Below are 20478 nucleotides of genomic sequence, written 5' to 3' on the forward strand. Positions count from 1 at the left end.
CACCAGGTACCCGACCGGATTACGCAGCGAGTAGCCGCCGGGCGGGCGGGCGATAACCACCAGGCACGCAGGAGATAGCTGCTGTCGGGCACGGCAGAGCGGCGTGAGCCACACCGCTTTGCCGTACGGGTGCGAAAACCGCCGAGTTGGACAACAATGACAGCGCGTCGCATGGCGTGTATCGGCGCGGCTCGGCGTGTCGACTGGGTGATTGACCCGGGACTGGCACCAGACGTGATCGACGTCATAAAGTGTGCGCGTTGGAATGTTCCGTTGCGGCCATGCAGCGGAGCAAAGGGTGTTCAACAAACGTCGGAAAGCAGGTCTCGTCTATATGCGAATTGCTCGCAAACTGGCAGCCGGTGCGATTCTCGCCGCTGCCGCCTCCGTCTCGGTTGTGCTTGGCTCCGGTGCCGCTTCGGCTCTCGTGGTGACTCCGCTTCCGGGCGGGGTGCAGGTGGATCTCTCCCCGGCGGATACCGCCTGGGTCGCGAGTTCCCACATCGGTCAGGCGATTGCGGGCCTGCCGCATCCGTCGGCCGCGTCTTTCGGTGAGTCGCTGGATTCTGCCGCCGCATTGTCGACGGAGTACCCCAACGGCCGAGTGGTCTTCACTGTCTACGGTCCGTTCGATCAGTTGAACGGCACGATGCTGGCTCTGCAGTAGGGCTGGGCTGACAGACCCCACCCACCGCAGTGGAATTGCATCAGCGGATCGTGTCGGCGCCGGTCGATTTCGGCGCCGTCCGAACCGAATTCGGATTGGCCTCGGACTATCCGTCCGAGGCCGTCTCGGAAGCCCGCAGCGCGGTTGACGCGTTCGCGGGCGCTCGGGTCGATCGCCGGGATATCCCGCTGGTGACCATCGACCCGCCCGGCTCGATGGATCTGGACCAGGCGCTGGCCCTGCAGCGCACGCCGACCGGGTTTCTGCTCTACTACGCGATCGCCGATGTCGCCGCCTTCGTCGTTCCCGACGGGCCGCTGGCACGCGCATCCCTGGCTCGTGGCCAGACCTTCTACCTCCCCGACGGCACCGTGCCGCTGCATCCGCTCGTCCTGTCCGAGGGGCGGGCCAGCCTGCTGCCGGATCAGGATCGCCCGGCGGCGCTGTGGACCATCGAATGCGATGAAAACGCCGAGCCCCAGCGGTATTCGGTGACGCGCGCCCTGGTGCGCTCCCGTGCCCGCCTGGATTACGCCGGCGTGCAGAGTGATGCCGATGCCGGACGCCTGCACCCCTCGATTGCCGCGCTTCCGGAATTCGGCCGGTTGCGGATCGAAGCCGGTGTGCAGCGCGGCGCGATCTCGCTGCGACTGCCCGCCCAGAGCGTGATCCGCGACGGCTCCGAGGCCGACGGCCGCAATCACTGGCAACTGGTCATCGAACCGCGCACCGCCGCCGACGACTGGAACGAGCAGGTCTCACTGCTCACCGGCATGTGCGCCGCGCGAATCATGCTGGAATACCAGGGAACCGATCGCCTCGGCCTGCTGCGCACCATGCCGCCGCCCGCCGTCGCCACCGTCGAATCCATGCGCCGCACCGCCGCCGCCGTCAAAGTGCAGTGGCCCGCCGCCGAATCCGTCGGCCGCATGCTGGCGAGCCTGGATCCCAACACCCCCGCCGCCCTGGTCCTCATGTCCGAGGCCACCAGCCTGCTGCGCGGCGCCTCCTACACCCTGCTCGACCAGCAGCCCCCGGACACCCTGCAGCACAGCGGAATCGGGGCGGCCTACGCCCACGTCACCGCACCCCTGCGCCGGCTGCCCGACCGCTACGCCACCGAGATCTGCCTGGCCCACTGCGCCGGAACCGAAGTCCCCCAATGGGTCCGCGACGGCCTCGCCCCGGTCGTCGAATCCATGCGCCGCAGCGACGCCATCGTCGGCAAACTCGAACGCGCCTGCATAGACCTCACCGAGGCCACCCTCCTGGCCCCCCGCCTCGGCACCGACTTCGACGCCGTGGTCCTGCGCGAAACCAACGGCAACCGCACCGCCGAAATCTTCGTAGCCGACCCACCCGTCCTCGCCAAATGCACCGGCACCCCACCCGAGGGTCAGCACGTCACCGTCCGCCTCACCACCGCCGACCCCGCCACCCGCACGGTCACCTTCGCCTTCCCCGCCTTACCTGCACCCTCGGTGACATACTCGAAGTCATGACCGTCGAGCCGTTTCCGCAGTGGCTGCGTCCACCGACCGGGGGATTCGTCGCCTAGGATCTAGATCGCCTGCCCGGCCTGCCTCCGCACACCGAACTGATCGACGGGAGTCTCGCCTTCGTGAGCCCGCAGGCGAAGTTTCACGTCTTGGCAGTCAGCCTGTTGGAGAGTGGTCTGCGCGGGTCCACGCCGAAGTCGATGCGCACACGCCGCGGGATGACGGTGACGTGGAACGGAATCAGCGACCAGAACCTGATGTGCTCGTCGTGCACGCCGATCGGGATGGTGATCTCGACCTGACTTCCTATCGGGCGGAAGACGTCGTGCTGGTGGTTGAGGTCGTGTCCCCCGAATCACGCAGTCGCGATCGGGAGCGCAAACCGCAGCTCTACGGGAAGGCGGGCATTCCGCACTTCTGGCGAGTGGAAAACGCGGACGGTCGCCCGGTCGTGTACGTGTACGAGCTCGATCCCGCGACCAACTGCTACGCACTCTCGGGCATTCATCACGATCAGCTGCGATTGACCGTGCCGTTCGATATCGACATCGACCTCCGCGATATCGACAGCCTCTGACGCCCGTGCTCTAGAGCGCGTGGTGGTCGAGGAAGGCTGTGGTGGCGGGGTATTGGTCGAGGGCTTGGGCGGCGGCGGCTTCTTCGGCGGCGCGCAGGCGTTGGTAGCCGGGTTCCTGTTCGGCGGAGGCGTGGGTGTGCAGGGTTTCCAGGCCTTCGACGGCGTCTCGGTGATCGCCGAGGACGGTTTGGAGTTTTTTCGCGTTGCGGGCGAGGTCGGCGGCGGGATCGCCGAGGACGGCGGTCGCGGCTTCGGCGGAATAGCGTAATCGCTTGGCGGCCTTGCGGATATCGTGCAGATGCTCGATATGTTCGTTGCCCGTGATGTTCGGTTCGGTACGGACCAGGTCGCGTAGTGCGGCGAAATCGTGGTGCAGTACGTCGGTGAAGAGGTCGGCGGCGGGCTTGCCGGCCTTACCGCGCAGCGGGGGATCGGCGAGCAGCGCCGACAGATTGTCCAGCAGTGTCCGGTAGCGGGGAGTGTCGAACGCCTGCACCGCGATCTTGTGTGCCGCGGCGTACTTCTCGCGCTCCTCGGCCACCAGCTGTGTCCCGAAATCGACTATGGCAGTTGACTTCACAGTTGCCCGCGCGGCTTTCCCGCTGCCGTTCGCGGAACTCGGCCGCTTGCCCGCCGCTGCCGGTTTCTTCCCGGCGGCTGCCGCTGCGGACTTCTTGCTCGCGGCTGCCGCGGCGGTCTTCTTGCTCGCGGTCGGCGCTGCGGTCTTCTTGTCTGCGGACTTCTTGCCATCGGCAGCGAATCCGCCGTCCGCAGCGGACCCGTCATCGAAGAGCGCGCCGTTCGCGCCGAGCAGCGCCTCGAACTGGTCGGCGCGCACCTCGGCGTCGCGGGCAACGCCGAGCAGTCCTGCCAGCCAGCGCAATTCGTCGCTGAGCTCGGTGACGGGGCCGCGGGCGAAGGCGGGGCGATAGGAGCGCAGCAGGCTGCGCAGGCGCCGGGTGGCCACGCGCATCTGGTGGACCGAGTCCGGAAGGTCCTGGCGGACTTCGGGTTCGGCCACCCGCAGCCGGTCCACGTCGGCGGCGAGGGCGTCGACCAGGGCGGGACCGGCTGTGGTGTTCATTTACGTCCTATATTTATCGGTGGCCTCGACCAGATGGTGCGTGATGCCGGGTTCGGCGGCGGCGTGACCGGCATCGGGTACCAGGTGCAATTCCGAATTCGCCCAGGCCCGATGCAGATCCCAGGCGCTGACCGCCGGGCATACGACGTCGTGACGGCCCTGCACGATCACACCGGGAATGTGTGCGATGCGCTCGATATCGCGCAGGAGTTGACCCTCGTCGAGAAAACCGCGGTGGTGGAAGTAATGGTTCTCGATGCGTGCGAAGGCCAGCGCGAACCGCGGATCGGCGGTTTCGGCGACGCGATCCGGTTGCGGCAGTAGGGAACTCGTGGCGCCCTCCCAGGTGGACCAGGCGACGGCGGCGTCGGTGGCGATCTTCTCGTCAGGGGAGTGCAGCAGCCGGTGATAGACCCCGACCAGATCGTCGCCGCGATCGGACTCGGGCACCGGCGCCAGGAACTTCTCCCACTCATCGGGGTAGACGTACCCCGCAGCGCCATTGTAGTACCAATCGATTTCCTTGCGGCGCAACAGGAATATCCCGCGCAGCACCAGTTCGGTCACCCGATCCGGGTGCGTCTGCGCATACGCCAGCGCCAGCGTCGAACCCCAGGACCCGCCGAACACCTGCCAGCGCTCGACCCCGAGATGCGTGCGCAGCGCCTCGATATCGGCCACCAGATTCCAGGTGGTGTTGGACTCCAGGCTTGCCCCGTCCGCGATATGCGGCGTGGACTGCCCGCATCCGCGCTGATCGAACAGCACGATGCGATACGCGGCCGGATCGAAGAACTGCCGATGGAACGGCGCGGTGCCACCGCCGGGCCCGCCGTGCAGGAACACCACCGGCTTCCCGTCCGGGTTCCCGCTGACCTCCCAGTACAGCTGCTGACCGTCGCCGACATCGAGCATGCCCTGCTCGTACGGCTCGATCGGCGGGTACAGACTGCGCATCAGCCCACCAGCCCCGCAGCCAGATTCGGGATCTCCAGCGCCGAGATCGCCTGATCGCGAACATCGGAGCAGCTCTTGGTGGTGACCCGGTCGAGCACTTCCTTGTCACCGAGCACCTTGAGATTGATGCCGCCATTGCGCAGCGCCCACTCGTGCACGGAGGCATTGAGCGAGATCTTGCCCAGCGTCGGCCCCTGCACCCGCCAGTCCGACAGCTGCGGACGGAGCATGTCGCACAGCTGCTTTGCCGCGTCATCGGAGACGGTGACCTGCTCGCCCTGTGCCTGGGTGGTGGATGAGCTGGTGGTGGGCGCGCCCGATTTGGTGGTGAGCGGTGCGGAAGAACCCTGCGGCTGCGACGATCCGCTGGTCGTGCTGCCACCACAGGCGGCGGTCAATGCGAGGACCGCCGCCGTGATCACGAAAAGCGGCGCGCGCCGAACTAGGCGAGTGCTGGTCCAACGGCGATGCGACATGAAGTTCCCTTTGGTCGTTAGAGCTCGTTGTTTCCGAGTCTGCCACCAAAATGTGATGGTGGTCTGTGAAGACCGTAGGGAAATCCGGGCCGATAGCGATCTGCTATCAACCGGATCGTAGCCCGCCCCCGTCGTGGTTCACGGGGGCGAACCTCATGGCGCGGATCAGTAGCTGTGCTCCGGTCCGGGGAACACCCCGCGACGCACCTCGTCCGCGTAAGTGGCTGCGGCATTGCGCAATTCGCCACCCACATTGCCGAACTGCTTGACGAACCTGGCCGTCTTGCCGCTGGTGTACCCGACCATGTCCTGCCACACCAGCACCTGTGCGTCGCATTCCGCGCCGGCGCCGATGCCGACGGTCGGAATGGTCAGCTTGCGGGTGACCTGTCCGGCCAGATCCGCGGGCACCATCTCCATGACGACGGAGAACGCGCCGGCCTCCTGCACCGAAATGGCATCGGCGACAAGCTGCTCGGCGCCGTCACCGCGCCCCTGCACCCGGAAACCGCCGAGCGTATTGACACTCTGCGGAGTGAAGCCGATATGCGCCATCACCGGAATGCCGGCCGCGGTGATCTTGGCGATGGTGTCGGCCATGCGCTCGCCGCCCTCCAGCTTCACCGCGTGCGCACCGCCCTCCTTCATGAAGCGCACGGCCGTGGCCAGCGCTTGCTCGGGCGAGGACTCGTAACTGCCGAACGGCAGATCCGCGACCACCAGGGCGTGCGGCGCACCGCGCACCACGCCGCGCACCAGCGGAATCAATTCATCGATGGAGATGGCGACCGTGGTGTCGTAGCCGTACACCACATTGGCGGCCGAATCGCCGACCAGCAGCACCGGAATTCCGGCCTCTTCGAACAGCCGGGCGGTGGAGTAGTCGTAGGCGGTGAGCATGGACCAGCGCTCACCGGAGGCCTTGAGCTCCTGCAGGTGATGCACTCGCGTCTTCCGCTTGGCGGGGGTATGCGGTGCCGGTGCTGAGCCGTAAGCCATGGTTTCCGTCGCGTCTGATACGGACATCATCGTCCCTTTCGTCGTTTCCTCGAGGCCCTTGCGGGTCCCCGGGCTTTGCTGACGGCTCCAAGTCTGCCACCGCGCACGGCTCTACCCCGAATGCAATTCCTCACATCCCAGCCCCAGACACCCCGAACAACATCCACTCCAAGTTCGCGGCCCGCCCCGTTCTGGACTGAGCGAAGCGGAGGAGCGGAGGGAGGGAAGAACGGGGTAACAGGGCCGCGAACCCGCCGCAGCGAAGCGCAGGCAGAATACGCAGCATGGCGTTGATGCGAACCGGGCGGGTTGTGCTCTTGGCGACGGCCTTGGCAGTGACCGCGACCGCGTGTTCCACGGTGGTTGACGGGAAGCCGGTGGCGACGGCCCCGGCGGGCATGGGGCAGTACTACAACCAGGCGGTGCGGTGGGGGAGCTGTGCGGAGTTCGGGGATGAGGACATGCCGAAGAACGCGGAGTGCACCCGCGTCACGGTTCCGGTCGACTACGCCAATCCGGACGGCGCGACCGCCAAGATCGCGGTATCGCGAATCAAGGCCACCGGTAAGAAGATCGGTTCGCTGATGTTCAATCCGGGCGGCCCGGGCGTGCCCGGCATGTCGATCGTGAACATTGCCGACACCACCGCGCTGGCCGACAGCTTCGACCGCATCGGTTTCGATCCGCGGGGGATCGGCGCCTCGCAGCCGTCGATCAAATGTATGACCGCCGCGGAGAACGATGCCGAGCGCGCCGAACCCAACAAGGACAATTCGCCCGCTGGCATCGCTGCCTCGGAAGCGGAGAACAAGCAGTTCGCCGATAAGTGCGTGCAGCGCACGGGTAAGGATTTCCTCGCGCACGTCGGTACGCGGGAAGTCGTGCAGGACATGGACGTCATCCGGGCGGCGCTCGGTGATGCCAAGCTCACCTACCTGGGCTACTCCTACGGCACCCGCCTCGGTTACGCCTATGCCGAGAAGTTCCCGGACCACGTCCGCGCCCTGGTGCTCGACGGCGCGCTGGACCCGGAACAGGATCCGGTGAAGGAATCGGTGGCCCAGGCCGCCAGCTTCCAGAAGGCCTTCGACTCCTATGCCGCCGACTGCGCGTCCAAGCCGGACTGCCCGCTCGGCACTGACCCGGCGCAGTCCACCGCCCGTTTCCGGGCGCTGGTGAGCCCGTTGTGGGACAAGCCCGTTCCCACCGACGACCCGCGCGGCCTGCACTACGGCGATGCCATCACCGGTGTGCAGCAGACGCTGTACTCCAATCGGCTCTGGGGCGCGCTGACCAAGGGCCTGCGCGAATTGGCCGCCGGACACGGCGACACCCTGCTGGCCCTGGCCGATATGTACGACGGCAGGCACGACGACGGCAGCTACGACAACAGCTCCGATGCCTTCAATGCGATTCGCTGCGTGGATGATCCGCCGATCACCGACCGGGCCGTCGCCGCGCAGCAGGATGCCGACTACCGCCGCGTCGCCCCGTTCCTGGACGACGGGCACGGCAGCAATGCGGCTCCGCTGGAGATGTGCGCCATCTGGCCGGTGCCCAGTACGAGTACTCCGCACCGGCTTTCGATCCCCAATCTGCCCAAGACCGTGGTGATCTCCACCACCGAGGATCCGGCCACGCCGTATCAGGCCGGTGTGAATCTGGCCAATGAGTTGGGCGCGGCGCTCATCACCTACAAGGGCACCCGCCACACGGTGTCGCTGTCCGGGGTGCAGTGCGTCGACGACCCGGTCATCGCCTACCTCGTGAACCTGACGGTGCCCGCCCAGGGTCTCACCTGCTGAACGGCTTTTCGAAGACTCGAAACGAGGTCCCCCGAATGCACTCGGCAGCCGCAATCAACGGCTCGCCGAGGGCTCAGGGGCTGTTTTCGGAAGTTCGCGAGCCGCGTTTCCGGGCTTGCGCGAGTGGAGTCTCCGGGCTGTTTCCGGGGTTTGCGATGGCGTTTTCGGGCTATTTCCAGGGTTCGTGAGTGGCGTTCCGGGGGTTCGGGGCCGGAGTCTCCGCGTGTCTTCAGGGGGTCCGGGGGCGCGGTCCCTGGGAGTCTCCGAGAGTTGGAGTCATTCATGTAACACGGATTTAACTCCGGGTGCTTACGCTCGCGGTCATGGACCGTCAGAAGGAATTCGTCCTCCGCACGCTCGAAGAGCGCGATATTCGTTTCGTGCGCCTCTGGTTCACCGATGTCCTGGGCTATCTCAAGTCGGTGGCCATCGCGCCCGCCGAGCTCGAGGGCGCCTTCGAGGAGGGCATCGGCTTCGACGGTTCGGCCATCGAGGGGTTTGCCCGGGTATCCGAGGCGGACATGGTGGCACGACCGGATCCGTCGACCTTCCAGATCCTGCCGTGGTCCACCTCCAAGGGCCATCAGCATTCCGCGCGCATGTTCTGCGATATCGCCATGCCGGACGGTTCGCCGTCCTGGGCGGACCCGCGGCACGTGCTGCGCCGGCAGCTGAACAAGGCCGCTGACCTGGGCTTCAGCTGCTATGTGCACCCGGAGATCGAATTCTTCCTGCTCAAGAACGGCCCGATGGACGGCAGCATGCCGACGCCGGTCGATCAGGGCGGCTTCTTCGACCAGACCGTGCACGACGAGGCGCCGAACTTCCGCAGGCACGCCATCGACGCGCTGGAGTCGATGGGCATCTCCGTCGAGTTCAGCCATCACGAGGGCGCGCCCGGCCAGCAGGAGATCGACCTGCGGTACGCGGACGCACTGTCCATGGCCGACAACGTCATGACCTTCCGCTACCTGATCAAGGAGGTGGCGATCGACGAGGGCGTGCGGGCCACCTTCATGCCCAAGCCTTTCGCCGAGCACCCGGGTTCGGCCATGCACACGCATATGAGCCTGTTCGAGGGCGAGCAGAACGCCTTCCACGATCCCGACGACCCGATCAACCTGTCGGAGACCGCACGCGCGTTCATCGCGGGCATTCTCGAGCATGCGCACGAGATCAGCGCGGTGACCAACCAGTGGGTGAACTCCTACAAGCGGCTCATCCACGGTGGCGAGGCCCCGACCGCCGCGTCGTGGGGACGGTCGAATCGCTCGGCGCTCGTTCGCGTTCCGATGTACACGCCGAACAAGTCGTCCTCGCGCCGTGTCGAGGTCCGCAGCCCCGATAGCGCCTGCAACCCGTACCTGGCCTTCGCGGTGATCCTGGCCGCCGGTCTGCGCGGTATCGAGAAGGGCTACACGCTGCCCCCGGAGGCAGAGGACGACGTGTGGTCGCTGACCGCCGCCGAGCGTCGCGCCATGGGTTTCCGCGAGCTGCCCGCCAGCCTCGACGAGGCGCTCAAGAACATGGAGAAGTCCGAACTGGTCGCCGAAACCCTCGGCGAGCACGTCTTCGACTTCTTCCTGCGCAACAAGCGCCGCGAGTGGGCGGGCTACCGCAACCAGGTGACGCCTTACGAGCTGAAGGAATACCTCGGGCTGTAATATCTGCCTCCGCTTCGCTGCGGCGGGTTCGCGGCCCTGTTACCCGGGTCTTCCCTCCTCCGCTTCGCTCCCCCGCTCCGTCAGTCCAGACCCGGGCGGGCCGCGAACTTGGGGTGGGTGACGCTGCGCGGCGCGGGTAGTTGATTGGCTCGCTTCGGGGGCAGCTGGGTGGCGGGCTGGCAACAATGTCCGGTATCGGCGGGTTCGCCGGTACGCCGGTGGAACGTGACATGTAATTTGATGACATGGTCCGGCCACCGACTGCCCGTTCCGCTGTCCCAGGTGTTGGACGGCTCGGTTTGCTCGAGCCGTCGGCCGCCGACTCGCTTCGAGAGTTGGCGTGGGACAACGTCGAGAGTGTTCCGCTGCTGTGGGCGCTGTCGCGCTCGCCCGATGCCGATCTGGCGCTGCTGACGCTCATGCGTTTGCGGGAACAGCTCGGAAGCGATTGGGGTGAGCTGGATTCCGCATTGCGCGCGGAGACCGCACTGCGCGGGCGGCTGTTCGCGCTGATCGGGTCGTCGAGTGCGTTCGCCGATCATCTGGTGGCCGATCCGGTCGCCTGGCGATTGCTGCGGCGGCCCGAACTGCCCTCGCGCGAGGAAGTGCTGACCGAACTCCTCGAGGCGGTGCACGCGCAACCGGAGACGGGCGCAGACGCCGGACCCATGCTGTTCCGCGCCGGTATCGCGGGCCCGGAGGCAGTTGCCCTGCTGCGCAAGCGGTATCGCGATCAGCTCATGCTGCTGGCCGCCATCGACTTGGCCGCCACCGTGGAGAACGAACCGGTACTGCCGTACCAGCGGGTGGGCTGGCATCTCACCGATCTCGCCGATGCCGCGCTGACCGCCGCACTCGCGGTGGCCGTGGCGAGGGTGTGCGTCGATCGGGAGGTGCCGGTGCGGCTGGCCGTCATCGCCATGGGCAAATGTGGTGCGCGGGAACTGAATTACGTCTCCGACGTGGATGTCATCTTCGTCGCCGAGCCCGCCGATACCACCGCCACCCGCCTGGCCGCCGAAACGATGAGCGTGGGTGGGGCCGCCTTCTTCGAGGTCGATGCCGGACTGCGGCCCGAGGGCAAGGCGGGTGCGCTGGTGCGCACCCTCGAATCGCATATCGCCTACTACAAGCGCTGGGCGCGCACCTGGGAATTCCAGGCGCTGCTCAAAATGCGGCCCGCCACAGGCGATCTGGAGTTGGGGCGGCAGTATCAGGCTGCGCTCATGCCGATGGTGTGGGCGGCGTCCGAGCGCACCGACTTCGTCACCGATGTGCAGGCCATGCGCCGCCGCGTCGAGGATCTGGTGCCCGCCGATATGCGGGAGCGGGAACTCAAACTCGGGCACGGCAGCCTGCGGGACGTCGAATTCGCGGTGCAGCTGCTGCAATTGGTGCACGGCAAGGCGGACGAGACCCTGCATACCCAGGGCACCGTCGAATCGCTGGCGGCGCTGGCGGCGCGCGGCTATATCGGCCGTGACGATTCCGCGAATCTGACCGCCTCCTACGAATTCCTGCGCCTGCTCGAACATCGCCTGCAGTTGCAGCGGCTCAAGCGCACCCACACCCTGCCCGCCCCCGATGACGAGGAGGGCATGCGCTGGCTGGCGCGGGCCGCGCATATGCGGCCCGACGGCAGGCAGGACGCGGTCGGCGTGCTCAGCAGTGAGATCCGGCGCAATGCGGTGCGGGTGCGGCGATTGCACGCCAAACTCTTCTACCGCCCGCTGCTGGAATCGGTGGCGCGCCTGGACGCCGATTCACTGCGGTTGAGTCCGGCGGCGGCCGTACGGCAGTTGGCGGCACTGGGTTATGCCGCGCCGGAGAACGCGCTCGGGCATCTGAAGGCGCTCACCGGTGAGGTCGGGCGCAAGGGGCGGATTCAGGCGCTGCTGCTGCCGACCCTGCTCGAATGGCTCGGGGAGACACCGAATCCCGATGCCGGACTGCTCGCGTACCGGCGGGTGTCCGAGGGCCTCGACAATGAGATCTGGTTCCTGCGTGAGCTTCGCGACGAAGGGGCCATCGCACAGCGTTTGATGATCGTGCTCGGCTCCTCGGCGTACCTGCCGGACCTGCTCATCAACGCTCCCGAGACCATTCGCATGTACGCCGACGGACCGAACGGGCCGCTGCTGCTGGCCCCTGATGTCGGTGATGTCGCGCGCGGAATCCTCTCGGGCGCAGGTCGTTACGATGAACCCCGGCGTGCGGTGGCGACCGCGCGCTCACTGCGCAGACATGAACTGGCGCGTGTCGCCTCCGCCGATGTGCTCGGCATGCTCGATGTGCAGCAGGTGTGCAAGGCGCTGTCCTCGGTGTGGATCGCGACGCTGGAAGCCGCACTGCAGGCGGTGATTCGGGCCAGTGGACCGCAACCCGCCGACTTCGCGGTCATCGGTATGGGCCGGCTCGGCGGTAAGGAACTGGGCTACGGCTCCGACGCCGATGTGCTGTTCGTCTGCGATCCGCGGCCCGGCGTGGACGAGACCGTCGCCGTCAAATGGGCCATCGGCGTCGCCGAGCAGGTGCAGCGACTGCTGGGCGCGCCCAGCACCGATCCGCCGCTGCAGGTCGACGCCGGACTGCGGCCGGAGGGCCGCAATGGCGCGCTCGTGCGCACACTGGCGGCCTACTCCGCCTACTACCAGCAGTGGGCGCAGTCGTGGGAGGTCCAGGCACTGCTGCGGGCCCGCCAGGTGGCCGGTGATCCGGAGCTGGGTGTGCGCTTCCTGCACACGATCGACCCGGTGCGCTATCCGGCCGGGGGCATGTCGCCCGAGGGCGTGCGCGAAATCCGCCGCATCAAGGCGCGTGTCGACGCCGAGCGGCTACCGCGCGGGGCGAATCCGGCCACCCACACCAAACTCGGCCGCGGCGGCTTGGCCGATATCGAATGGACCGTGCAGCTGCTGCAGCTGCAGCACGCCCACGAGGTCCCCGCCCTGCACAACACCTCCACCCTCGAATCCCTGGACGTCATCGAGGCCGCCGAACTCATCGACGCCGCCGACGTGGCACTGCTGCGCGACGCCTGGCTCACCGCCACCAAGGCCCGCAACGCCCTGGTCCTGGTCCGCGGCAAACCCGCCGACCAACTCCCCGGCCCGGGCCTCCTACTATCGGCGGTAGCCCGCGTGGCCGGCTGGCCCAACGACGACGGCAGCGAATTCCTCGACCACTACATGCGCGTCACCCGCCGCGCGAAAACCGTGGTGGAGAGAGTGTTCGGCGGCTAGCCCGGCCCGCCCGCCACCGCGCCATCCCGCCGCGCGTGAATCGCGGTAGATTTCGTGCGCGCGGGACGGTTGGTGTGCGGGGACGGTTGGTGTGCGGCTGAACTCCGTGGGCGGCAGGTCATGTCGACATCGGCGCTGCCCCATTCGATCGCGTCACCGAGGATGCACTGCGGGCCGCGTTGTGGGACGTCGCGCAGGCTGTGTCCCGATCGAGCAGCTCGTATACGCAGTGTTCGATGCGTAGACGGGCTGTGTGGTTCGGGCTGGATGGTGGACGATCGGGATTTCAGGTGAGGGTGTCGGTGGGGGTGAGATCTGTTCGGGCTGCGGGGAAGTCGGCTCCCAGGACGGCGGGGACGGTTGGGGGTGGGGTGCCGAGGAGTTCCTGTTCGCGGTTTCGGATCAGCCATTCGGGGGTGCGGTGGGTGCTGTCGGCGTCGGAGGTGCCGCGGCTTGCGGGTGGGTACATGCCGGATATTCCGGCTGTGGGCGGTCCTGCTGGTCGGGTGAGAGTGCTGGAAAGTGTTGGTGTGGAGGGGATTCCGGAGTTGGGTGGAGCCGGGTAGCTGGTGCCGGGGCCGCCCGGGGTGGAGGAGCCGCCTGGGTAGCCTGGTGTTCCCGGTCGGTTCGGAACGATGTGCGCGAGTGGGGACAGGGGGCGGTCATCGATACTCGCGGCCTCGGTGGACAGATTCGCGGGTTCGGCAGCCAGGTCGGTATCGCGGATCGGGGAATCCTGCCTCGACGAAATCGGCGGGGCAGCCTGAACCGACTGTGCTCCAGTGTTATTCATGCCGTCGGTCCGGCTGTCTGCCCGCTGCCCGGACTGCTGGTTCGGGTTACGGGAGACCACTGAGTCGGCGGGGTTCGCTGCGGCGTCTGGTTTTCCGTTGCCGCCGGAGTTGACCGTGTCGTTTCGGAGTGCGGGCTTCTGGCTGACCGGCGCTGAGGCGTAGTTCGAGCGTATGGAGTTCTGACGCAGTGCACTCATGCCCGCGACAGGGACAGCATCGGAGACAACCCCGCCATCCGCTGTTCCATTCGATCCGAAGGCCGGGACACCCGACCCCGCAGGCGGATACGTCGGGATGTAGTTGGCTTCGAGCGCCGCGAGCGCCAGTTGGTGCTGCTCTTCGCAGACCGCCTCGAACTGGTGCGCGTCACCGGGTGCGGTAGTGCCGGTCATCAGTGCGATGTAGGGCGCGAGCCGGTCGGCGCCGTCGGACTGTGAGGGAACCGGCGGTGGGGGAACGCTTCTGCGCACGGCCTCGGCGCCGTAGGCGGCCGCCAGGATGCGATGCCCGGTGCTGTGCGCGATCTCGGTCACGTCCAGTGCCCACCGCACGAATTCCCTTGCCGCCGTATCGGCAGCCGCCGCCGTATGCCCCCGCATTCCATCCGCCAGCGCGCCCTGCACCGCGGTGTACAGGCCGTTCACCGCTCCCGAGAGGTTGTCCGCGATCCCCACCCACACCTCGGCATGCGCGTGCATGGCTCCCGGATCCATCGCCTGCACGCCTGCATAGATCTCCGCATGGGAGAACCCGGCGAAATCCTCCAAGTGCTGGATGTAGTCCGGATCGACCCCACCCTGCGAAATCCGCCGCCCTTCGTTTTGCGCCCCCTGCTGGGCTTGTTGCGCACTGCGGCGCAGCATATTCGGGTCCACCGGAGTCCTCCCCTCGCTCACCCGATTGGACGCACGAAGCGGGCCGCCGGTTCCCTCCGCGCTGCGGATCGGCTGCGCATCGACCAGGAACTGGTGGCGGCGGTTACTCGCGAAATGCCGCCACAGTTTCCTGGTGATCTTGATGCGGAGTGGGGTCCGTCGACTACCGGGGAGGTGTGCCGATGCGGAGGCGGTTGCTGTCCGGGTCGCGGAGTTCGATCTCGCGGCCCCAGGGAGCTTCCTCGGGGACAACGCCGAATTCCCTTGCCACCTCGTCCACATCGTGGACACGGAGGTAGACGAGGGTGTCGGGACGGGCGTCGCCGAGGTGTTCGGAGAGGAAGATGCGGACGGCGCTGCGGGCGATGCCGACGAAGGCGGGCAGGTGGGGTTCGAAGCGGTGCTCCGACTCCTTGACGAAGTCGAGGCGTTCATACCAGCGGACCGCGGCGGCGGCGTCGGCCACGCGCAGGATGGGGATGAGTTCTTCGTTCACCGAGGTTCCTTACGGGCTTGCAAGGTGTAGGACAGCGGTACGCGTTCGGGATGCTGGGTGAGCCGCCATTCGCCGCCCTCATCGCGAAACATGCGGCCGGGCAGCGCCTCCCAGGGCACGCTGTCGTGTTCGACCAGTTCGGTGAGGGTCAGGCCGGCGGTCAGCAGCGCTCCCACGATCTGACCGAGCCCATGATTCCACTCGTGTGTGACAGTGCTGGTGATCTCGCCAGGTGTCTCGACATAGGTGCCGGCTTCGGCGAAAACCATCGGCTCGGGGGTTTCGAAGTACGGATACCCGATGGTCAGATGGTCAGGCCGGGCCTCGTCGATCGACCACAGCACCGGATGGCCCTCGCGCAGGAACAGCCGTCCGCCGGGCCGCAGCAGCGCGGCGACGGTATCGGCCCAGCGCCGGATATCGGGCAGCCAGCACAGCGCGCCGACACCGGTGAAGACCAGATCGAATTGCCCGGCGCCCAGCACCTCCGCGGCATCGTAGACCTCGGCTTCGACGTATTCGATTGCGGTGCTGCTGGTCTCGGCCAGCGCCCGGGCCTCCGCCAGCGAGGCGGGGGAGAAGTCGAGGCCGGTCATATCCGCGCCGAGCCGGGCCAGCGAGAGGGTGTCGGTGCCGATATGGCATTGCAGGTGCACGCCGCGCAGGCCGCGGATGTCGCCGAGACGCGGCAGATCGAAGCGGACGACATCGCTGAGGAAGCTGGTATCGGTGCGGAAGCGGTTCAGTCCGTAGTCCGCGGAGGCGGCGTGCAACGGCGCACGGTCGTCCCAATTGTCCCGGTTGATTGTGCGATAGTCGGTCACGTCAACCGACTGTGCCACGGGTTGCCCCGTGACCGTCGGCTATTTTCTCCGCGTGGCTACGCCGGAATGTGCGCGTCGAGCCAGTTCACCAGGTCGGTGAGGACCTTGTCCTGTTCGGGCTCGTTGTAGATCTCGTGGAACAGGCCGGGGTAGCGGATGACGGTCTTGTCCTTGGACGCCGCATCGCGTTCGAGCAGATCGGCGCCGGTCGGGGAGGCCAGACCGTCGGCGGCGCCGTGCTGCACGAGCAGCGGGGCGGTCAGCCGGTCGAGGTGCGCCAGCACGAAGGTGCCCGCGCGCAGCATCTCACCGCCGGTGCGGGCGGGGACGCCGCCGTGATGGACCAGCGGATCGGCGTCGTAGGCCCGCACCACTTCCGGATCACGGCTCACCAGTGTCGAATCCAGTTTCAGCACAGGGAGATTCGGCAGGAATCGGGAGACGAACGGTGCGAGGGTCCGCTGTACCACATTGCCGGCGGGGATGACGATCGCCGGGCCCGAGAGCACCACGCCGGTCACGTCCAGGGGAGCGCGGGTCGCCAGGTAGGCGGTGGTGAGCCCGCCCATGCTGTGCCCGATGACGAAGTGCGGCAGCCCCGGATGCGCCGCGGTGGCCAGGTCGAGCAGCGTCTGCACATTGTCGGCGGCCCCGTCGAGCGAATCGACATTCCCATTGCCGCCGTCGGAACGGCCGTGCCCGATGTGGTCGAGTGCGTACGCCGCGATCCCGGCATCGTTCAACCGCTTCGCCACATGCGCATAGCGCCCCGAATGTTCGGCGTACCCGTGCACGATCACGGCCACGGCCCGCGGATCGCCCTCCGGCAGCCAGGCCTGCCAGAACACACGCCCGCCCTTGCCCTGGAATTCGCCGGTTTCGTTTCGGGTCATCGTCGCTCCCTCTCGATGGGGTGGGTGTCGTCACGCTGCCGGGCATCGGCACCGCACGATGCTCAGCCCGAATTGTCGCGTACCGGCCGAGCTATTCTCGCGCACCACCACCCCTCCCGTCGCCCCTCCTGCCGATTCGGGTCCCTTGCCGTCCGGCCCCCTAAGGCAACTCGGCGAACGCGTCCGCCGCTCATCCGCCCGGCTCATGCTCGCCGGTGCCACCTGGTTGAGGCGACCATCGCATCGGTCAGGATCGGGCGCGACGGTCGAGGCGACCATCGCAACTGGCCTCGACTGGGCTCGAGGCGACCGCCGCAGCCGTCAGGACTGGGCGAGGCGGTCGATGAGGCGGCGGTTGAAGGTGATCAGGCGGGCGTAGTTGGCGCGGGAGATGCGCTCGTCGGTGCCGTGAATACGCGCCAGATCGGCGGCGGTGAGGATGATGGGTGCGAAATTGCAGCGGGTGGCGGCGAGATCGTCGTAGTAGCGGGCGTCGGTGGCGCCGGGAACGATGCCGACGGTGACCGCGACGCCCGGTACCACCTCGCGCGTCAGGTCGGCGATGAGTTCGAAGGCGGGTCCGGCGGCGGGATCGGGGGAGGGTTCGGAGGCGGTGCCGGACAGCTCGACGGTGACGCCCTTGTCGCGGATCACCCGACGGCAGTGCGTCAGCACATCGGCGACCGAATCACCGGGCAGGATACGGAAATTCACGTACGCGTCGGCGCGCTGCGGCAGCACATTGGGTTTGACGCCGCCACTGATCATCGTCGGCGCGGTGGTGGTGCGCACCAGCGCCTCGGTGGTCGGCTGTGCCGCCAGCACCCGCGCCACCGCGGGCCCGGCCCAGCCCACCGCGCCGAGCAGCGTGCGCCGCGGCTCCGAGACGACACTCCGCAAACGCGCGAGCATGTCGAGCGTCACCGGCGTCAATCGCAGCGGAAACGGATGATCCTGAAGCCGCGCCACCGCCCGCGCCAACTGCCCGACCGCCGTCTGCCGCCCCGGCATCGACGAATGCCCACCCACCGCGCTGACCGACAGCCGCACCGTCGCAAAACCCTTCTCGCCCACCATGATCGTGGCCACCGGCTGCGCCACCCCGGCAGCCACCCCCGTGGTGATCACACCACCCTCATCGATCAGCAGCTCGGCCCGAACCCCCGCATCCCGCAGCCGCGCCGCCATCCGCCCGGCCCCGCCCTCCCCGAACACCTCTTCGTCATGCCCGAACGCCAGATACACCGTCCCCCTGGGCCGCACCCCCGCCTCCAGCGCCCCCTCGACCGCCTCGAGGATCGCCATCACCCGGCTCTTGTCATCGATAGCCCCACGCCCCCAGATGAATTCGTCATCCACCACCCCCGCGAACGGCGGATGCGTCCACCCCGCCTCATCGTCCACCGGCACCACATCCATATGCGCCAGCAGAATTGCGCTCACCCGCTCGGCGCCGCCCATCTCGACAGCATCCACAGCCGTCGCTGGGCGGTATTCGGAGATCGCCGCACCGTCCGCGGTCGCGCCTGAATCAGCGGGGGGCGTCGCCGTGTTGCCACCGGCCGGGGTATTGCGATTCGCGACCGCACCGCCGGAGTCGGCATCCGTTGCCGGACCGGTCCGGGTCGAGCCGTCGAAGGTGGTGACCGGTCCATCGGCGGCCCCGGTCCAGCGGTAGAGGCGGCTGTGGCCGAAGGTTTCGCAGTCGAGGTGGGTGTGCACCAGGGGGAAGCAGTGTTCGAGATGAGCGGTGAGACGGTCGAATTCGGCGGGGTCGGTCTCGGTGTGGTCCTCGCGGGAGACGGTGGCGCAGCGCAGGGCGGCGGCCAGGCGCTCGGCGGTGGCATCGTCCACGGTGGGTGCGGCGGCGGATACGGTGCGGGTCATGGGTCGCCTAGCCTGTCCGGGGCGGGAAGTCGACGGTCACAGTCGCATTGTTCAGCAGATCGGCGGGCAGCGGGACGGACTTCTCCCTATGCCACTTCGGGATGCCGTCGGAGACGCCGCCGGGCAGGTCGGGGGTGCGGATTCCGCTGAGCAGCGGCAGCTGCACCCGGGCCGAGTTCACGGTGACCTTGGTGAAAGCCGGCGGATGCGCCCAAATATCGTCGACCACATCGGTGATCCGGAACCCGATGCGATGCCCCGCGCTGAGCGGCCAATCCTGCGCCAGCAGGCGCAGTTGTGTATCGGCGGTCGCCGGTGCGATACCGCGCGTGATGACGGTGGCCAGCCCGTCCGGCGCGATGTCGTACATTTCCAGCGCCACCGTGGTCTGCGGCGGCGCATCGAGCGTCAGGGCCGCGGTGGTGATCCCCGCGAGATGCTGATCCTGCGCCAAAGGCTGACTGACAGACCAAATTTCGCGATCGGCCCCGGGCACCAGACCCCGGTCGGTGTAGATCCCGGTGCGCAGATCGACGGGCACCGGGCGGCTGTCGGCGGGCGGCCACGCCGTCTCCGAACGATACTTCCCGTCGAACTGCCCGACGGTGATCCGCGGCCCGGGCACCGGCGCCTCCTTGCCCGCCACCAGGTGATCGAAGAATCCGAGCAGCTCGGACATGAATTGCGGAGTACCGCAATGTGTTTCACACTTCCGGTGCCCCCACTGCCCGAACCACGCCTTGTGCTCGCCCGGCCCGAGCCCGTTCCAGAGCTGGAAGACCCGATCCGGCTTGGTGTTGTAGTCGATGAACCCCTGCCCGAGGAACAGTGGAATCGTGTTCCCGCGCAGCTTCGCCACCAGATCCCGGTCCTGCCAGAAGGCCGTTGCGTCATCATGATTGGTGATCTCTGCGATGTAATTCGCATAGCACGCGGGGTCGATGCTCACCGCATTCGCCTGGTACTCGGGTGAATCGTCCGGGCGTCCCGGTGTGGAGGCGATGAGCAGATGCTCGAATCCCGCGAGATCCGATGGCCGCACACCGGTTTCGGTCACCGGCTTACCGGAGAACTTCCACGCGATCCCCTGCATGTACAGATACGCGTTCGGATCGACCACCGGCTCGAACGCCGCCACCGCGGCCAGCCCCGCCGGCTTCTCGGCCAAACCCATCAATCCGGTCCACGCCTCGTACGAGGTGCCCACCAGTCCGACCTTGCCGGTGGACCAGGACTGCCCCGCCGCCCACTCGACGGCCGTCTTCACATCGGACCGCTCGCCCGGCCCGCCGAAATCCGGGCACCCGTTCGATCCGCCGAACCCGCGTAAATCCACGATCACATAGGTGTAACCCGCACCCAGGAAAGTCCCCACATCGAGATCCGCGATGGACGGCCCGCCCTCGAGCCGTGGCTCGCTGAGATACGCGAGGTGCGCCCGATACGGACTGACCGTCATGATCACCGGGGTCTTCACATCATCGGCGATACCCACCGGCCGCAGCACATCCGCGTGCAACCGGGTCCCATCAGGCGCGGTGATGTACTCCTGCCGCCACTGGAACGCCGGATCCGCCCCGGCCCCAGCCGGTATTGCCGCCACCCCCACCACCAGTAGCAGGCCGGCCAGGGCCCGCCACAACACCATCCGCATGATCACCATAGTGACCTTGCTGTGAATCGCCGCCGCGAACCAGCCCCAGGAAACGGGGTGCAGGCGCCGCCTCGCCAGCCGCGCG

17 protein-coding genes are annotated in these 20478 nt (G+C 67.5%); 6 read left to right on the forward strand and 11 right to left on the reverse strand.

The genetic code is table 11. The features are described 5' to 3' along the window. Positions 1–298 precede the first annotated feature (298 nt). Together OG716_RS41610 and OG716_RS41615 are read left to right on the forward strand one after the other, a co-directional pair. Positions 299–667, forward strand: a complete 369-nt coding sequence (locus OG716_RS41610) for a hypothetical protein (RefSeq protein WP_355127024.1) — start codon at positions 299–301, stop codon at positions 665–667. A 29-nt stretch (positions 668–696) separates the two neighbouring features. After that, a complete protein-coding gene (locus OG716_RS41615) occupies positions 697–2169 on the forward strand; it encodes an RNB domain-containing ribonuclease (protein WP_405135648.1) in 1473 nt (490 codons plus the stop codon). Between the two features lie 139 nt (positions 2170–2308). Here OG716_RS41615 and OG716_RS41620 read toward each other — a convergent pair whose 3' ends face one another. Further along, complete coding sequence (locus OG716_RS41620) at positions 2309–2440, reverse strand: hypothetical protein (RefSeq protein ID WP_405135649.1); 132 nt, start codon at positions 2438–2440, stop codon at positions 2309–2311. Between OG716_RS41620 and OG716_RS41625 the strand changes: the two genes are divergently transcribed. Next, positions 2435–2743, forward strand: a complete 309-nt coding sequence (locus OG716_RS41625) for a Uma2 family endonuclease (RefSeq protein ID WP_405135650.1) — start codon at positions 2435–2437, stop codon at positions 2741–2743. The two genes, OG716_RS41620 and OG716_RS41625, sit on opposite strands and share 6 nt — an antisense overlap. 10 nt (positions 2744–2753) lie before the next feature. On the opposite strand, the gene OG716_RS41630 is transcribed toward OG716_RS41625, so the two are convergent. The 4 genes from OG716_RS41630 to panB all read right to left on the reverse strand — a co-directional run bounded on the left by OG716_RS41630 (position 2754) and on the right by panB (position 6259). Then, positions 2754–3827, reverse strand: a complete 1074-nt coding sequence (locus tag OG716_RS41630; RefSeq protein ID WP_405135651.1) for a CHAD domain-containing protein — start codon at positions 3825–3827, stop codon at positions 2754–2756. After that, entirely contained in the window at positions 3828–4784 is a 957-nt protein-coding gene (gene pip, locus OG716_RS41635; RefSeq protein WP_405135652.1) for a prolyl aminopeptidase, read from the reverse strand. After that, positions 4784–5260: a hypothetical protein gene (locus OG716_RS41640; RefSeq protein ID WP_405135653.1), complete on the reverse strand. Its 477-nt coding sequence runs from the start codon at positions 5258–5260 to the stop codon at positions 4784–4786. Before OG716_RS41640 ends, pip begins: the two co-directional genes overlap by 1 nt. A 165-nt stretch (positions 5261–5425) precedes the next feature. Next, complete coding sequence (panB, locus tag OG716_RS41645; RefSeq protein WP_405140284.1) at positions 5426–6259, reverse strand: 3-methyl-2-oxobutanoate hydroxymethyltransferase; 834 nt, start codon at positions 6257–6259, stop codon at positions 5426–5428. A gap of 284 nt (positions 6260–6543) precedes the next feature. Here panB and OG716_RS41650 point away from each other — a divergent pair, with 284 nt between their 5' ends. From OG716_RS41650 to OG716_RS41660, 3 genes are all read left to right on the forward strand, one after another. Then, positions 6544–8064 (forward strand): alpha/beta hydrolase, encoded by a 1521-nt coding sequence (locus tag OG716_RS41650; protein WP_405135654.1) that lies wholly within the window; start codon positions 6544–6546, stop codon positions 8062–8064. A gap of 323 nt (positions 8065–8387) precedes the next feature. After that, on the forward strand, positions 8388–9728 hold the full coding sequence (locus tag OG716_RS41655) for a glutamine synthetase family protein (RefSeq protein WP_327141199.1): 1341 nt from the start codon (positions 8388–8390) through the stop codon (positions 9726–9728). A 245-nt stretch (positions 9729–9973) separates the two neighbouring features. Continuing rightward, positions 9974–12970, forward strand: coding sequence for a bifunctional [glutamine synthetase] adenylyltransferase/[glutamine synthetase]-adenylyl-L-tyrosine phosphorylase (locus tag OG716_RS41660; RefSeq protein ID WP_405135655.1), 2997 nt, complete (start codon positions 9974–9976; stop codon positions 12968–12970). A 286-nt stretch (positions 12971–13256) separates the two neighbouring features. Here the strand turns inward: OG716_RS41660 and OG716_RS41665 are convergent, their stop codons facing one another. From OG716_RS41665 to OG716_RS41690, 6 genes are all read right to left on the reverse strand, one after another. Continuing rightward, complete coding sequence (locus tag OG716_RS41665; RefSeq protein ID WP_405135656.1) at positions 13257–14639, reverse strand: hypothetical protein; 1383 nt, start codon at positions 14637–14639, stop codon at positions 13257–13259. A 163-nt stretch (positions 14640–14802) separates the two neighbouring features. Next, positions 14803–15135 (reverse strand): glyoxalase superfamily protein, encoded by a 333-nt coding sequence (locus OG716_RS41670; RefSeq protein WP_405135657.1) that lies wholly within the window; start codon positions 15133–15135, stop codon positions 14803–14805. Next, positions 15132–15959 (reverse strand): class I SAM-dependent methyltransferase, encoded by an 828-nt coding sequence (locus OG716_RS41675; RefSeq protein WP_405135658.1) that lies wholly within the window; start codon positions 15957–15959, stop codon positions 15132–15134. The genes OG716_RS41670 and OG716_RS41675 overlap by 4 nt, the downstream gene beginning before the upstream one ends. 56 nt (positions 15960–16015) lie before the next feature. Further along, positions 16016–16852: an alpha/beta hydrolase gene (locus OG716_RS41680; protein WP_405135659.1), complete on the reverse strand. Its 837-nt coding sequence runs from the start codon at positions 16850–16852 to the stop codon at positions 16016–16018. A 321-nt stretch (positions 16853–17173) separates the two neighbouring features. Continuing rightward, positions 17174–18739: a M20/M25/M40 family metallo-hydrolase gene (locus tag OG716_RS41685; RefSeq protein WP_405135660.1), complete on the reverse strand. Its 1566-nt coding sequence runs from the start codon at positions 18737–18739 to the stop codon at positions 17174–17176. A gap of 7 nt (positions 18740–18746) precedes the next feature. Continuing rightward, entirely contained in the window at positions 18747–20393 is a 1647-nt protein-coding gene (locus tag OG716_RS41690; RefSeq protein ID WP_405135661.1) for a CocE/NonD family hydrolase, read from the reverse strand. Positions 20394–20478 lie beyond the last annotated feature (85 nt).

The organism is Nocardia sp. NBC_01388, from assembly GCF_045040085.1.
Classification (GTDB): Bacteria; Actinomycetota; Actinomycetes; order Mycobacteriales; family Mycobacteriaceae; genus Nocardia.